This window comes from Kitasatospora sp. NPDC057965 (assembly GCF_042887135.1).
Lineage (GTDB): Bacteria > Actinomycetota > Actinomycetes > Streptomycetales > Streptomycetaceae > Kitasatospora.
Window position 1 is genome coordinate 37734 of the sequence record NZ_JBHVPZ010000014.1, and the last position, 15409, is coordinate 53142.

Consider the following 15409-nt stretch of genomic DNA (forward strand, 5'->3'; position numbering starts at 1 on the left):
GTCCCTGCGGTCGCCCGGAAAGGAACCGCCCCCGACGCGTCAGCGGGCGGCGGCGCGTTGGAGGGCGCTGGCGAGGAGGGCGAGGTCGGTGGGGCCGTTGCCGAGTTCGCGGACGGGGCGGCGGGCGGGTGGGGCGCCGAGGGCGTGGGGGTCTATGGCGACGACGGTGGGGCGCAGGGTGGCGGTGCGGGGGATGCGGCCGCTGATGCGGGCGGCCTGGAAGGCGGTGACGCCACCGTCGGGGAGGCGGAGGTAGCCGCGGCCGGGGGTGGTGTCGGGGAGGGCGGCGGCGTCGCCGAGGTGGATGAGGAGGTCGGAGTCGGCCGGGTCGTCGGTGCGCAGGGCGATCCGCAGCAGGGCGGCGTCGTCGACCTCGGTGCCGGTGGTCTCGTCGGGGCGCCCGGTGGTGACGGCGAGGTGGATGCCGAGCGGGCCGCCACGGCGGGCGGCGGCGGCGAGGGCGCGGGCGAGGGGGCGGCCGGCCGGGGAGGTGGGGGAGAGCAGGGCGTCGTAGTCGTCGACCACGACGACGAGCCGGGGCGGGCACGGCCCGGCGGCGGGTGCGGCCACCGGGGCGGCGGGGGACTCGGGGCTGCGCGGGTGGATGACGCGGGGCGTGGCCGGGGCGGCCGGGGCGGTCGGGGCGCCGACCACGGCGGGGACCGGGACGGGCTCCCCGTCGAGGATCCGGGCGGCGTGCCAGGAGGCGAAGTCCAGCCCGTCGAACAGCCGCTCGCGCAGCGTCAGCTCGTCCTCCAGCGCCTCGGCGGCGAGCAGCGCGGCCCGCGGGTCGGTGGCGGCGTTGACCCGGCCGGTGACGTGCGGCAGTTCGCTGCACCCGGCGAGCCCGTCCTCGGCGGCCCGCCCCTCGACGATGGTGACGGCGAGGCGTTCGGGCCGCTCGGAGGCGGCCAGCGAGGCGACCAGGGTGCGCAGCAGCTCGGTCTTGCCGGAGCCGCGCGCGCCGCCGATCAGCAGGTGCGGCCCGCCCGGGTCGGGGGACGGCAGGGTGAGTTCGGGGTCGGCGAGGTCGAGGACGCACAGCTCGTCGCGGGTGGTGCCGAGCAGCGCGGTGGCGGCGCCGATGCCGCCGGCGTGGGCGGCCCAGCGGGCGGAGAGCTTGGCCGGGGTGACGGTGTCCAGCTGGAGCAGGTCGAGCAGGCGCAGCGCGTCCGGCAGCGGTCCGCGGTTGGCCGGGGTGGCCTCGCGCAGCGGGGCGAGGACCCGGGCGAGCCGCTCGGCCCAGGCGTCCGAGACGGCGTCCAGCGACACCTCGTGCAGGGTCTCCCGGCCGCGGGCGACCGGGCCCGGGCGGTCGATCGAGAGCTGGGTGCCGACCTCGCCGGTGATCAGCGCGGTGGCGCCGAGGCCGCGCGGCAGCAGTTCGGGCTGTTCGGCGAGGCAGACCGGGAAGATCCCGACCGCCGGGCCCTGGCGCAGCAGCAGGTCGAGCGCGAGCCGGGCGGACTCGGTGCCGGGGCGGCCGTCGACCACGACGACGGTGGCGGGGTGGCCGCCGAGCCCGACCGGGCCGCTGAGCCGGGCGGTGAGCTCGGTGAGCCGGGCGGTGGCCTGCTCGTCGTCGAGGCCGAGCAGCAGCCGGCAGTCCTGGCCCTCGGTGGGGCGCAGGTGGGGCAGCCACAGGGCCCAGGCCCAGGTGTCGGCGCGGTCCTGCGGGGTGCGGAGCGGGTCGGCGTCGACCACCACCAGGCTGAGCCCGGTCGGCGGGTGCAGGGCGGCGAGCTGGGCGACGACGGCGCGGGTGAGCGCGTCGAGGCGCTCGCGCGGGCCGCTGAGGCCGAGGCTGCCGGCGGTCTGCAGGTCGACGGTGACCGGGACGGCGGGCAGCACGGTGCCGGGGGAGGTGCCGGGGCCGCCGGGCCGGTCGGCGGTGCCGAGCCGCAGGGTGAGCGCGTCGGGGTGGCCGGGGCCGCGCTCCCAGAGCCGGGGGCCCGGGCCGAGGGCGTTGAGCAGCAGGGTGGCGAGGTCGGGCCAGCGTTCGCGCTGGGCGGCGGCCTGCCGGGTACGGACGGCGGCGTGGTGGCGCTCGGCGCTCTCCTCGGGCGGTTCGGCGGCGGAGCGGCCGAGGCGCAGCGAGAGCAGGCCGCGCCCGCGCCCGGCGGGCGGCTCGGGGGCGGCCGGCGGTTCCTCGGCGGGCGGGGCAGGACGGACCGGGGCGGGGGCGGCGAGCTGGAGGTGGCCGTGGCCGTCGGGCAGCGCCGCGCGGGCGGGTGCGCCGGAGCCGTCGCGGGGGTGCGGGGCGACGATCCGCAGGGTGGTCTCGCCGATCCGCAGCAGGCCGGTGCCGTCCAGCGGGACGGCCTCCTCGGGCGGGCCGGGCGGGACGATCCGGCCGTCGACCGTGGTGCCGTTGGTGGAGCCGAGGTCGCGGACGGTCACCGTGCCGTCGTCGGCGAGGTGCAGGGCGAGGTGGAGCCGGGAGACGTCGGGGTCGTCGACCGGCACGTCGGCCTCGCCGGAGCGGCCGACCCGGATCTCCCGGCCGTGCAGGCGGTGCACGCCGCCGGCGTCGGGGCCGCCGACGACGCGCAGCTCGGCGGCGGCCGGGGTGTCGTCGGGGTCGTCGGCCGTCGGGTCGGGCTCGTTGAGCGAGAGCACGGCGCCGTCGAGCAGCGGTGGGTGGCCGAGCAGCGTGTGCTCGTCGACCCGGTGCGCCCCGGCGTAGAGGTGCACATGGGTCGCGGCCCGTGGTCCGCGCACGCCCACGGCGCCGGCGAGGGCACCCGCCAGGGAGCCGAGCGCGGTGCCGACGGGGGCGGTGACCAGCACGTCCACGTAGGGGATGGCGGAGCCGGCGGCTGCCGGGCCGCTGCGCGGTCGGAGGACGGTCAGCCGGATCTGCATCTCGCCCGCGGTCCCTTCTGCTGGTGTGACGCCTTGTGCCGTTGTCCGGGGCCGCCGCGGGGTGCGGAGGGTGGCCGCGACACCGCTTGGGCCACAGGAGTGGCGAGTGTCATCCTGCCATCCGTCACGGACAGTCCGCGCACCGTACCGGATTTGACGATCTTGCGATCATCGCCATGGTGGAGGCGACGGGGAATCAGGTCAACCGGCGCCCGTAAGGGCAGACCCCGAGGCTCCCGCGGAACCGTCCGCGAACGCTCCGGGTCTTCCCGTAGGGGATGTCCCCCAACCCGGGCGAAAGCCCCTGCCGGTCGCCCCGAAAACGTCGACGGGCCCCGTTAGAGTGGCCCGAATACACGGGCCCGGCAGGCTCACCGCACCGGCGGAGGAGCGCCCCGCGCGGGCGGCACGACGAGGAGTGCGACAGGTGCGGCCAGTCGGCAGCAAGTATCTGCTGGAGGAGAACCCCCTCGGACGGGGCGCCACCGGCACCGTGTGGCGCGGCCGGGTCCGCGCCGACGTCGAGGTTCCCGGCAGCGCGCCCGGGCAGCTGGTGGCGATCAAGATCCTGCGCGAGGAGCTCGCCGCCGACCCGGACGTGGTGATGCGCTTCCTGCGGGAGCGCTCGGTGCTGCTGCGGCTGACCCACCCGAACATCGTCAAGGTCCGCGACCTGGTCGTCGAGGGCGAGCTGCTGGCCCTGGTGATGGACCTGGTGGACGGCCCGGACCTGGCCCGCTACCTGCGCGGCAACGGCCCGTTCAGCCCGATCGCCGGCGCGCTGCTGATGGCCCAGGTCGCCGACGCGCTGGCCGCCAGCCACGTCGACGGCGTCGTGCACCGCGACCTCAAGCCGGCCAACGTGCTGCTCGCCACCGCCGTCGTCGACGGCACCGAGCAGATGCACCCGATGCTGACCGACTTCGGCATCGCCCGGCTCGCCGACTCCCCGGGGATCACCCGCAGCCACGAGTTCGTCGGCACCCCCGCGTACGTCGCGCCGGAGTCCGCCGAGGGCCGGCCGCAGACCTCCGCGGTGGACGTCTACGGCGCCGGGATCATGCTGTACGAGCTGGTCACCGGCCGCCAGCCGTTCCAGGGCGACAACCCGCTGGCGATCCTGCAGGCGCACCTCGCCCAGGAGCCGCAGCGGCCGTCCACCATGCCGGAGCCGCTCTGGACGGTGATCGAGCGCTGCCTGCGCAAGGACCCGGCGCAGCGGCCGAGCGCGGTGTCGCTGGCGGGCGCCCTGCGGGTGGTCGCGGCCGGGGTGGGCGTGCACGCCTCCCCGGCGGCGGTGGACGCGGCGCTGGCCGTCGGCGCGCTGCTGGTGCCGGACCCGCAGCCGGCCGCGGTGCCGGGCGGGCCGGTGGGCGTGCCCGGGCTGTCGGCGGACGCGCCGTTCGGGGCCGAGGACCGCACCCAGGTGCTCCCGGCCGGCCAGCAGCCCGGTCAGCCGGGCCAGTACGACCCGGCGGCGGCGACCCGGGTGATGGGCACCCAGCCGCCCCCGTTCGACCCGGCGGCCGCGACCCGGGTGATGCCGCCCGCCGCCGTACCGCCGCCGCCCCCGTCCGGCCCGCCGCAGCCCGAGGCTCCGCACCCGTGGCAGACCCAGCTCCGGGCGGCCCGGGACCGCAACCAGCAGACCGAGATCGCGTACTACGGGCCCGAGGACTTCGAGGAACCGCCGGTCGCCCCGCCGCCCTACCAGGCGGGCGGCCGTCCGCCCCAGGGCGCTCCGCAGGGCTACCAGCAGCCGGGGCAGCAGCCTCCGGGCGGCTACCGGCAGGCCCCGCCGCCCGGCTACGCCCAGCGTCCGCCGGTCGCCCCGCCGCCCTACCAGTCCGGCCCGGGCGGCCAGGGCGGCCACGGTGGCGGACCCGGCCAGGCCGGTGGACGCCCGCAGCCGCCCGGCGGCTACAACCAGCCCCCGCAGCCGGCCCCGCCGTACGGCCGCCCGCAGCGGGCGCAGCAGCAGCCCCCGGCCGCCCCGCCCGGCGGCCACCGGCCCGCGCCCGCGCCCGTCCCGCAGCACCCGGCCCCCCGGCAGGCGGCCCCGGCCGCCCCGCCGCGCCGGGCCGAGCCGCCCGCGCCGCAGCACCGCGAGTCCCCGCAGCGCCGCGCCGAGCCGCCGCGCGAGGCACCCCGGGAGGCTCCGCGCCGCGAGCCGCGTCCGCGCAGCCGCAACCGGATGTACATCCCGGGCCTGGGCTGCCTGAAGGGCTGTCTCATGGTGCTGCTGGTACTGGCGGTGGCCGTGCTGGCGCTGTGGAACTTCACCCCGCTGCCGGACTACTGGGCCAACGTCCAGGACTGGTTCTCCACCGCGAAGGACTGGGTGACGGAGCTGTTCGGCAGCACGAAGAACTGACGCGACGGATGCCGGGGGCGTCCGTCGTCGCCCCGCTCGGCAGGATTGACGCTTTGTCGACAATTCACGAGAATTCCCGCCGCCCGGTACCCGTCGAGCGCCCTCAGGCGGCCCGCGGAGGGCGTTCGGGCGCGTAGGTTGGTCGCTGTTGTCCCGCCCCACCGAGCGCTCCGGAGCCTCCCGGAGCGCTCCCGCCGCCCACGGAGCAGCATTGGCACGCAAGATCGGCAGCCGCTACACCGTCCACCAGGTGATCGGCCGCGGCTCGGCCGGGACGGTCTGGCTCGGCGAGGGTCCGGACGGTCCGGTCGCGGTCAAGCTGCTGCGCGAGGACCTGGCCGCCGACCAGGTGCTGGTCGGGCGCTTCGTCCAGGAGCGCGCCGCGCTGACCAGCCTCGACCACCCCCGGGTGGTCGGCGTGCGCGACATGGTCGTGGACGGCAGCGACCTCGCCCTGGTGATGGAGCTGGTCCAGGGCACCGACCTGCGCTCCCGGCTGGAGCGCGACGGCGCGCTGCCCCCGCAGATCGCCGCCTCGGTGATCGCGGACGTCGCCGACGGCCTGGCCGCCGCGCACGCGGCCGGCATCGTGCACCGGGACGTCAAGCCGGAGAACGTGCTGCTCGACCTCACCGCCGCCCCCGGCCCGGGCGGCGCCCCGCGCGCCAAGCTGACCGACTTCGGCGTGGCCCGGCTGGTCGACGCCCCGCGCCGCACCCGGGCCACCCGGATCATCGGCACCCCCGACTACCTCGCCCCCGAGATCATCGAGGGCCTGGAGCCGCGCGCCGCCGTCGACATCTACGCCCTCGCCACCGTGCTGTACGAGCTGCTGGCCGGCTTCACCCCGTTCGGCGGCGGCCACACCGGCGCGGTGCTGCGCCGGCACGTCACCGAGCAGGTGCCGCCGATCCCCGGGCTGCCCGACGGCCTGTGGCGGATCATCGCCGAGTGCCTGGCCAAGGCCCCGGCCTCCCGGCTGCGCGCCGCCGAGCTGGCCGCCCGGCTGCGCGAGCAGCTGCCGGCCCTGGCCGGGCTGCCGGTGCTGGCCGTCCCGCAGCAGGGCCGGGCGCCCGTCGAGGAGCAGCTGACCCCGGGCGAGGCGGTGTACGCCGAGGTGGACGCCGCCCCCGGCACCCACAAGCGCCGCCGCGGCCCGGCCGTCCCGCTGGTGCCCGGCGTCGCCCCGGACTCCACCCGGGACACCCACACCAGCCTGCGCCGCCCCTCGGCGAACGAGCTGGCCTCCTACGCGGCCGAGTCGCGGGCCCAGCGGACCGCCCCGGGGGCGGCCCACCGCCGGGACCGCCAGGCGCTGCTGCGCCGTCGCCGGGTGCTGGCGGTGCTGGTCGCGGTGGTGCTGCTGCTGGCCGGCGCGGCCGCGGCCTGGACCGCCTTCGCCGCCACCGCCCCGGACGCCGGCCCCGGGCCGCGTCCGGCCACCGCCTCCACGGCGCCGCGGGCCCCGTAGCGGGGGCGGTTTCCAGGGGCCGCCCGGGGCCCGCCGAGCCGGTCGTGGACGGGTCATCGGCCGGTCGTGGACGGGTCATGGGCGGGCCGGACGCACCCGCGGTCGTCAGAAGCCTCCCGGGAACCATTACCCTGGGGGCGTGGCAGCCGTCGATCCTTCCGAAGAGCTCAAGAACCTCGAAACGACCATGGGGTCGATCGAGGCCGTCCTCGACCTGGACAAGATCCGGGCCGACATCGCGCGTCTGGAGGAGGAGGCAGCCGCCCCCGACCTGTGGGACGACCTGGCGAACGCGCAGAAGGTGACCAGCAGGCTCTCCTTCCTCCAGGGCGAACTGCGCAGGGTCGAGGGCCTCCGCGGCCGCATCGACGACCTGGGCGTCCTGTTCGAGCTGGCCGAGGCCGAGGACGACGCGGACACCCGCGCCGAGGCCGAGGCCGAGCTGGCGGCCGTCGCCAAGGCGGTCGAGGAGCTGGAGGTCCGCACCCTCCTGTCGGGCGAGTACGACGCCCGCGAGGCGCTGATCAACATCCGCGCCGAGGCCGGTGGCGTGGACGCCGCCGACTTCGCCGAGCAGCTGATGCGCATGTACCTGCGCTGGGCCGAGCGGCACGGGTACCCCACCGAGGTGTACGACACCTCGTACGCGGAGGAGGCCGGCATCAAGTCCGCGACCTTCACCGTCAAGGCCCCGTACGCCTACGGCACCCTCTCGGTCGAGCAGGGCACGCACCGCCTGGTCCGCATCTCCCCGTTCGACAACCAGGGCCGCCGGCAGACCTCGTTCGCCGGTGTCGAGGTGCTCCCGGTCGTCGAGCAGTCCGACCACGTCGACATCGACGAGTCGGAGCTGCGCATCGACGTCTACCGCGCCTCCGGCCCCGGCGGCCAGGGCGTCAACACCACCGACTCGGCGGTGCGCATCACGCACATCCCGACCGGCGTGGTGGTCTCCTGCCAGAACGAGCGCTCGCAGATCCAGAACAAGGCGTCCGCGATGAACGTCCTCCAGGCCAAGCTGCTGGAGCGGCGCCGCCAGGAGGAGCGCGCGGCGATGGACGCGCTCAAGGACAGCGGCAGCTCCTGGGGCAACCAGATGCGCTCCTACGTGCTGCACCCGTACCAGATGGTCAAGGACGTCCGCACCGAGTTCGAGGTCGGCAACCCGCAGGGCGTGCTGGACGGCGACATCGACGGCTTCATCGAGGCCGGCATCCGGTGGAGGAAGCAGCGGGAAACCGCGAGCCAGGCGTGAGGAGGGCGGCCTCGATGAACATCGAGCACAGCATCGAGGCCGGCGTCCGCCGGCGCAAGCGGCGCGAGACCGCCGCGCGGTGAGCGGTCACGCGGGGTAGCCCCGGTATCCCTGTACGACAGAACGAGCGAAGGCCCCCGACCGGTTCACCGGTCGGGGGCCTTCGCTCTCGTCTCTCAGGCCAGCGCCTGCCGCGCGATCAGCGCCACCGCGAGCAGTCCGGCCAGTACGGCCAGCAGCATCGCGGGCGTGAGCGCGGCGAACGGACCCTGCTGCTCCTGCAGCCGGGCCCGGGTGGCACGGCACGCGGGGCAGCGGCCCTCGCTGACGCGGCCGTTGCAGTGGGCGCACACCAGATGGTCGCAGGTCATGCGATCTCCTCCTCGCTGCTACTGCAAACGCACCGGACCGGGCCTTGGTTCCTTGTCGTGCCCTGTGCGGCGGAGCGGTCGGGCCCGACCGCACCCTCCACTGTGCCAGGTTCCCGGCGTTCCGGCCCCCGGGCTGTGAGATGGCTCCCAATTTTCGGGGCATATGCGGTCATTCTCCCCCACTCCCGTGGCGCCGTCGCGGTCCGAACCTGCGGGCCGGGCGCCCGTTCGCGTATGGTCCCAAGCCGGGAGCGGCCGTACCGCTCCCCTCGCCCGCCCCGGGCCGGGCATGCCGAGGGGCGGACCGACCCAGGACTGGCGCCGCCTAGGATGGCCTCCGTGATGCAGCCGTGATCAGATTCGACAACGTCTCCAAGACCTATCCCAAGCAGAACCGTCCCGCCCTGGACAACGTCTCGCTGGAGATCGAGAAGGGTGAGTTCGTCTTCCTGGTCGGCTCGTCCGGCTCGGGCAAGTCCACCTTCCTGCGCCTGTGCCTGCGCGAGGAGCGCCCCAGCAGCGGTGAGGTGCACGTGCTGGGCAAGGACCTGGGCAAGCTGTCCAACTGGAAGGTGCCGCACATGCGCCGCCAGCTGGGCACCGTCTTCCAGGACTTCCGCCTGCTGCCCAACAAGACGGTCGCGCAGAACGTCGCGTTCGCGCTGGAGGTCATCGGCAAGCCGAAGAGCGCCATCAACAAGGTGGTGCCCGAGGTGCTCGACCTGGTCGGCCTCGGCGGCAAGGAGGACCGCATGCCGGGCGAGCTGTCCGGTGGTGAGCAGCAGCGCGTGGCGATCGCCCGGGCGTTCGTCAACCGCCCGATGCTGCTGATCGCGGACGAGCCCACCGGCAACCTCGACCCGCAGAACTCGGTCGGCATCATGAAGCTGCTCGACCGGATCAACCGCACCGGCACCACCGTGCTGATGGCCACCCACGACCAGGCCATCGTCGACCAGATGCGCAAGCGCGTCATCGAACTCGACAAGGGGCTGCTGGTCCGCGACCAGGCCCGCGGCGTCTACGGGTACCAGCACTGACCTTTCGGCGCTGACCCCGTGGGCCGCCCGCCCGCCTCGCCCGACCAGCAGTACCGACCCTGGAGTTGTTGAACGCATGCGCGCCCAGTTCGTCCTGTCGGAGATCGGTGTGGGTCTCCGCCGCAACCTGACGATGACCATCGCGGTCGTCGTCAGCGTCGCGCTCTCCCTCGCCCTCGCCGGTGCCTCCCTCCTGGTCCGCGACCAGGTCAACTCGATGAAGGGGTACTGGTACGACAAGGTCGAGGTGAGCATCTACTTCTGCACCAAGGCCGACGCCCGGAACTCGCCCCAGTGCGACAAGGGCGCGGCCACCGACCAGCAGATCGCCGACATCAAGACCCAGCTGGACAAGATGGACTCGGTGGTCCAGACCTCGACCTTCGAGAACTCCGCCGAGGCGTACAAGCACTGGAAGGAGATGAACCCGGACAACCCGCTCATCTCCGTCCTCGGCCCGGAGGCCATCCCGCAGTCCTGGCGGGTCAAGCTCAAGGACCCGACCAAGTACGACGTCATCCAGAGTGCCTTCGCCGGCAAACCCGGCGTCAAGTCGGTCGAGGACCAGCGGAAGATCCTGGAGAACCTCTTCGGCCTGCTGAACGGCCTCCAGACGGCGGCCTTCGTCATCATGGTGCTGATGCTCTTCGTCGCCCTGCTGCTGATCGTCAACACCGTCCGGGTGTCGGCGTACAGCAGGCGGCGCGAGACCGGCATCATGCGCCTGGTCGGTGCCTCGAACTTCTACGTGCAGATGCCGTTCATCGCGGAGGCGGCGTTCTCCGCGCTGCTCGGCGCGGTGATGGCCTCCGGGCTGCTGCTCGGCGGTCACTTCTTCGTGCAGAACTGGCTCGCCGAGCGGGTGCAGTTCATCCACTTCATCGGCCTCTCCTCGGTGCTGGCGGTGATACCGCTGCTGGTCGTGGTGGGTATGGGCATGGCCGGCATCGCGGCCTTCTTCACCCTCCGCAAGTACCTCAAGGTCTAGGCCCCGACGGCCCGGACGGCCTCGAACGGTCCCGAACGGCCCCGGACGGCACTGCGCCGTCCGGGGCCGTCGGCGTTCCGTCGGCGCCGCTTCGCGGGCCGGGGCGTTTCCGTGAGGTCCTAGACTCCGGACCATGCCAGTCACTCCCCGCGCGGCGCGTCAGGTGGCCACCCTCAGCCTGGTGTTCGGCGTGGTCCTGCTGGCCGGGGCCGCCACCGGCGCCTGGGGCGAACCGGGTACGACGGCGCGTCCGCCGTCCGCCGACACCGCGCAGGCCGCCGCCGCGACCGTCGGCGCCGGCCAGGACCCGGCCGGCGCCGACCTCTCCGAGCAGCAGGCCGAGCGCCTGATCGGGGCCACCGGCGACCGCTGGGGCGCGTACTACAGCGCCCAGGAGTACGCCGAGTTCAGCCAGGGCCTGGACGGCCGCTACCTGGGCGTGGGGCTGTCCGTGGGCCGCGGCGAGGACGGCGTCACCACCGTCTCCCAGGTGCGCGCGGCGGGGCCGGCGGCCGCCGCCGGGATCGCGGTCGGCGACCGGCTGCTGCGGATCGGCGAGGACGAGGCCGACCGGCTGCCGGTCACCGAGGTGGTCGCCCGGCTGCGCGGACGCGAGGGCGCCGAGCGGCAGCCCGGCTCGGAGGTCGTCCTGGCCGTGCGGCGCGACGACGGCGAGGAGCGCGAGGTCCGGCTGCGCCGGGCGCTGCTGGACAGCCAGCAGGTGACCGTCGAGCACCTGGCGGGCGGCGTGGTGCGGATCGCCGTGCGCGCCTTCACCTCCGGCGTGGCCGAGCAGGTGCGCGCCGCCGTGCGCGGCGCGCGGGCCGGCGTGGTGCTCGACCTGCGCGGCAACTCCGGCGGGCTGGTCGACGAGGCCGCCGACACCGCCGGGGTGTTCCTGGACGGCGGCCCGGTCGGCTCGTACCAGGACCGCGGCGGCACCCGGGAGCTGGCCGCCCCGCCCGGCGGCGACCAGCACACCCCGCTGGTGGTGCTGGTCGACGGCGGCACGATGAGCGCCGCCGAACTGCTCACCGGCGCCCTGCAGGACCGCGGCCGGGCCGTGGTGGTGGGCGGGCGCACCTTCGGCAAGGGCACCGTCCAGCAGCCCAGCCGGCTCGCCGACGGCGCGGTGCTGGAACTGACCGTCGGCCGCTACTTCACCCCGGCCGGCCGCTCCCCGGAGGGCACCGGACTGGCCCCGGACGTCCCGGCGGGCGCCACCGAGGACGCCGCCGCGCTCGCCCTGCGGGTGCTGGCCGGTCTCGGCAGCCGCGCGTAAAGGGGCTGCTCGGAACCGGGCCGAGGTGCGAGAATGACCGCGCTATGGCAAAGGAAACCGGACACAAGCTGATCGCGCAGAACAAGAAGGCGCGACACGAGTACACCATCCTCGACACCTATGAGTGCGGTCTCGTGCTCACCGGCACGGAGGTGAAGTCACTGCGCGAGGGGCGGGCCAACCTGGTCGACGGCTACGCCTACATCCAGAACCACGAGGCGTGGATCGACAACGTCTTCATCCCCGAGTACACCCAGGGGACGTGGACCAACCACGCGGCCCGGCGCAAGCGCAAGCTGCTGCTGCACAAGCTGGAGATCCGCAAGATCGAGACGAAGGTCCGGGACGCCGGCCACACCCTCGTCCCGCTCTCGCTGTACTTCAAGGACGGCCGGGTGAAGCTCGAACTGGCCCTCGCGGTCGGCAAGAAGCTGTACGACAAGCGGCAGACCCTGCGGGAGAAGCAGGACACCCGCGAGACCGCGCGCGCGGTGGCGGCGGCGCGGCGACGTCAGCGTTAATCGGCTGGACCCTCGCTGGTCGCCTCGCGTACCATGGGGCCCAGCACCACGGACGGGCTTCCGTCCGCGTTGTTTCTCAACAAAACATGGGGATGATCGGTTTCGACAGGGGATGTTGAAACAGGGGAAGCGAGCCGAGGAACGCGGCAATGATCTCGTTAACCACGTGTCGCAAAAAAATAATCGCCAACTCTAAGCGCGATTCCCAGCAGTTCGCTCTCGCTGCCTAATAAGCACCGATAGCGCTTGGGTGTCAGACCGGGGAGTTCCCGACCCGGACCCTGGCATAATCTAGGGAACTCAACCGTCCACCCGGGCTGCGGGGGTGGAGGGGAAATCAAACAGCAGCTGGGCCTGTTGGCGGCTTGTCCGTGTGACCGCCAGGGCCGAGAAAAGCACAGCGGACTGCGCTCGGAGAAGCCCTGAATTAACTCCACTGGACCCGGGTTCGATTCCCGGCATCTCCACCACCCCATGTTGACAGTGAAGGCCGTCCACCGCGTTGCGGAGGGCGGCCTTCACGTTTGCCCGGGCCGGGGCGTAGGATCGTCCGTCCGCTCGTTTCCCGGAGCCGGATTCCGCCGCAACCACCGAGGCCATGCAGAGCAACACGGACACCAGCACCACGGACACCACCGCCACCGACCACGAGACCGTGCGCGCGCGCGAGATCGCCGGTGAGCAGCGCCACCTCGACACGGTCTACCACCGGCTGGAGGAGAAGCTCGCCGAGGCCGAGTACATCCTGGAGGACGCCGCCAAGCGCGTGCACGTCGGCACCCCCGGCGCGCTCGCCGAGCGCGACGCCCAGGTGTACCGGGCCGGCGCCCACCTCCAGCGGCTCAACAACGAGTTCGAGGACTTCCTGTTCGGCCGCATCGACCTGCAGCGGCCCGACGCCCCGGAGGAGCACGGCATCCCCTCCGACACCCCGCTCGACCCGGCCGACCCGGCCGTCGCCGAGACCCTGCACATCGGCCGGCTCGGGGTGCTGGACGCGGAGTACGGCCCGCTGGTGATCGACTGGCGGGCCCCCGCCGCGGCGCCGTTCTACCGTTCCACCCCGCTGGAGCCCGGCCGGGTCATCCGGCGCCGGGTGATCCGCTCCAAGGGCCGCAAGGTGATCGGCGTCGAGGACGACCTGCTGCGTCCCGACCTCACCCCCACCCTGGACGGCGAGGAGCTGGCGGTGGTCGGCGACGGCGCGCTGATGGCCTCGCTGGGCCGCGCCCGCAGCCACTCGATGCGCGACATCGTCTCCTCCATCCAGAAGGAGCAGGACGAGGTGATCCGCGCCGCCGCGGCCGGCGCCACCCTGGTCACCGGCGGCCCCGGCACCGGCAAGACCGCCGTCGCGCTGCACCGGGCGGCCTTCCTGCTCTACCAGGACCGCCGCCGGTACGCCGGGGGCATCCTGGTGGTCTCACCGACCCCGCTGCTGGTCTCCTACACCGAGGGCGTGCTGCCCTCGCTCGGCGAGGAGGGCCAGGTCGCCATCCGCGCGGTCGGCTCGCTGGTCGACGGCATCGAGGCCGGCACCTACGACACCCCGGAGACGGCCCGGATCAAGGGCTCGGCCCGGATGGTCCAGCTGCTGCGCCGGGCCGCCCGGGGCGCGCTGGAGCAGGGCGCGCCGCAGGAGCTGAAGGTGGTCGCCCGCGGCGAGGTGCTCAGGCTGGACGCGGGCCGGCTGAAGGCGGTGCGCGGCAACGTCATCGGCTCCGGCGGCACCCCGCTCAACCTGCTGCGACCGCGCGCCCGCCGGCTGCTGCTGGACGCGCTCTGGCAGCAGGCCGTCCGCCACCTGCCCAAGCCCGCCGACCACTACGCCCGCGAGCAGCGCCAGGAGGAGAAGGAGGCCTTCGACGACTACGTGTCGGACGAGGCGCCGTTCCTGGACTTCCTGGACGCCTGGTGGCCCGCGGTCACCCCGCGCCGGGTGCTCGGCACGCTGAAGCAGTCCCGGCACATCAACCGGATCGCCCGCCGCGCGGTCACCCCCGAGGAGGCGCGGCTGCTGGCGGCGTCCTGGCGGCACCTGTCGGAGCGCGGCGAGGGCGCCCTGTCGGCGCACGACGTGGCGCTGGTGGACGAGCTGCAGGTGCTGCTCGGCGAGCCGGCCCGGGTGAAGGTGCGCGAGGTGGACGCGGTGGACCTGCTGAGCGGCCTGGAGGAGGTCACCACCTTCGCCGACCGGTCCGCCCGGCAGCGCGAGCGGGTGCCCGTCGAGCGCGTCGAGTACGCGCACGTGATCGTCGACGAGGCGCAGGACCTCACCCCGATGCAGTGGCGGATGATCGGCCGCCGGGCCCGAATGGCCACCTGGACCATCGTCGGCGACCCCGCGCAGTCCTCCTGGCCGTTCCCCGAGGAGGCGCAGGCCGCGCTGGACGACGTGCTGTCCGGCAAGCCCCGCCGCCGCTTCACGCTGACCGTGAACTACCGCAACCCCGCCGAGATCGCCGAGGTGGCGGCCAAGGTGCTGGCGCTGGCCGCGCCGGGCACGCCGTCGCCGAGCGCGGTGCGGCACGTGGGCGTCGAGCCGCGCTTCGCGGCCGTCACCGACCCGTCGCCGGAGGCCTTCGGCGCGGGCGTCCGGGCCGAGCTGGAGCGGCTGCTGGGCGAGGTGGACGGCACGGTGGCCGTGGTGGTGCCGATGGACCGGCGGGCCGAGGCCGCGGGCTGGGCCGAGGGGCTGGGCGAGCGGGTGGTGGCGCTGGGCAGTCTGGAGGCCAAGGGCCTGGAGTACGACGCGACCGTGGTGGCCGACCCGACCGGGATCGCCGGCGAGTCGGAGGCGGGCCTGCGGGTGCTGTACGTGGCGCTGACCCGGGCGACCCAGCGGCTGACCGTGCTGTCCGGTCCGGACGACCTGCCGGACGCGGCCGGGGTGCCCGCGCTGCTGCGCGACTGATCCACGCCGGTGACCCGCGCGGCCGGCCCGCGCCGGTGACCCGCGCCACTGACGGTTCGTACGGCCGGCCCGCCCCGGGCCGGCCGTACGCCGTGACGCACCGCGACCACGGCGAAGGCCCCCCACCCGGCGGGTGAGGGGCCTTCAGAAGCTACGACACCGACCCGCCATGCTCGCCTCGCGGCAAGTGGTCCCTCGAAGGGACGAAGGTTGGGCCCGGGGGCTTGGATCGAGCCGGTGTCCCGTCCAATGTAACGCATCGGGCGGTGGAGGCAAGAAGTTGTCGGGTCCGCACACTCAATGAACGTTATTTCTGACTACGCCCGGA

At 74.5% G+C, this 15409-nt stretch carries 10 protein-coding genes and 1 other RNA gene; 9 read left to right on the top strand and 2 right to left on the bottom strand.

The window, feature by feature from the left end:
• Nucleotides 1-39: 39 nt before the first annotated feature.
• Nucleotides 40-2865 carry an FtsK/SpoIIIE domain-containing protein gene (locus tag ACFVVU_RS19405; protein WP_387791150.1) on the bottom strand — a complete coding sequence of 942 codons (2826 nt, stop codon included), beginning with the start codon at nucleotides 2863-2865 and terminating at the stop codon, nucleotides 40-42.
• 427 nt (nucleotides 2866-3292) lie between these two features.
• Here ACFVVU_RS19405 and ACFVVU_RS19410 point away from each other — a divergent pair, with 427 nt between their 5' ends.
• The 3 genes from ACFVVU_RS19410 (at nucleotide 3293) to prfB (ending at nucleotide 7965) form a co-directional block, all read left to right on the top strand.
• A complete protein-coding gene (locus ACFVVU_RS19410) occupies nucleotides 3293-5239 on the top strand; it encodes a protein kinase (protein WP_380715227.1) in 1947 nt (648 codons plus the stop codon).
• Between the two features lie 211 nt (nucleotides 5240-5450).
• Nucleotides 5451-6710, top strand: a complete 1260-nt coding sequence (locus ACFVVU_RS19415; protein WP_380688298.1) for a serine/threonine-protein kinase — start codon at nucleotides 5451-5453, stop codon at nucleotides 6708-6710.
• 139 nt (nucleotides 6711-6849) lie between these two features.
• A complete protein-coding gene (gene prfB, locus ACFVVU_RS19420; RefSeq protein WP_380688300.1) occupies nucleotides 6850-7965 on the top strand; it encodes a peptide chain release factor 2 in 1116 nt (371 codons plus the stop codon).
• Between the two features lie 176 nt (nucleotides 7966-8141).
• On the opposite strand, the gene ACFVVU_RS19425 is transcribed toward prfB, so the two are convergent.
• Nucleotides 8142-8336, bottom strand: a complete 195-nt coding sequence (locus tag ACFVVU_RS19425) for a hypothetical protein (protein ID WP_355372902.1) — start codon at nucleotides 8334-8336, stop codon at nucleotides 8142-8144.
• A gap of 350 nt (nucleotides 8337-8686) precedes the next feature.
• Between ACFVVU_RS19425 and ftsE the strand changes: the two genes are divergently transcribed.
• From ftsE to ACFVVU_RS19455, 6 genes are all read left to right on the top strand, one after another.
• On the top strand, nucleotides 8687-9376 hold the full coding sequence (gene ftsE / locus ACFVVU_RS19430; RefSeq protein WP_350544679.1) for a cell division ATP-binding protein FtsE: 690 nt from the start codon (nucleotides 8687-8689) through the stop codon (nucleotides 9374-9376).
• A 76-nt stretch (nucleotides 9377-9452) separates the two neighbouring features.
• Complete coding sequence (ftsX, locus tag ACFVVU_RS19435; RefSeq protein WP_355372904.1) at nucleotides 9453-10364, top strand: permease-like cell division protein FtsX; 912 nt, start codon at nucleotides 9453-9455, stop codon at nucleotides 10362-10364.
• A 133-nt stretch (nucleotides 10365-10497) separates the two neighbouring features.
• Nucleotides 10498-11646, top strand: a complete 1149-nt coding sequence (locus tag ACFVVU_RS19440) for a S41 family peptidase (protein WP_380715229.1) — start codon at nucleotides 10498-10500, stop codon at nucleotides 11644-11646.
• A 44-nt stretch (nucleotides 11647-11690) separates the two neighbouring features.
• On the top strand, nucleotides 11691-12167 hold the full coding sequence (gene smpB, locus ACFVVU_RS19445; protein ID WP_350544683.1) for an SsrA-binding protein SmpB: 477 nt from the start codon (nucleotides 11691-11693) through the stop codon (nucleotides 12165-12167).
• 88 nt (nucleotides 12168-12255) lie between these two features.
• Nucleotides 12256-12637: a transfer-messenger RNA gene (gene ssrA / locus ACFVVU_RS19450) on the top strand.
• A 128-nt stretch (nucleotides 12638-12765) separates the two neighbouring features.
• Nucleotides 12766-15081, top strand: a complete 2316-nt coding sequence (locus ACFVVU_RS19455; RefSeq protein ID WP_380683568.1) for a HelD family protein — start codon at nucleotides 12766-12768, stop codon at nucleotides 15079-15081.
• The last annotated feature ends 328 nt before the right edge of the window (nucleotides 15082-15409 follow it).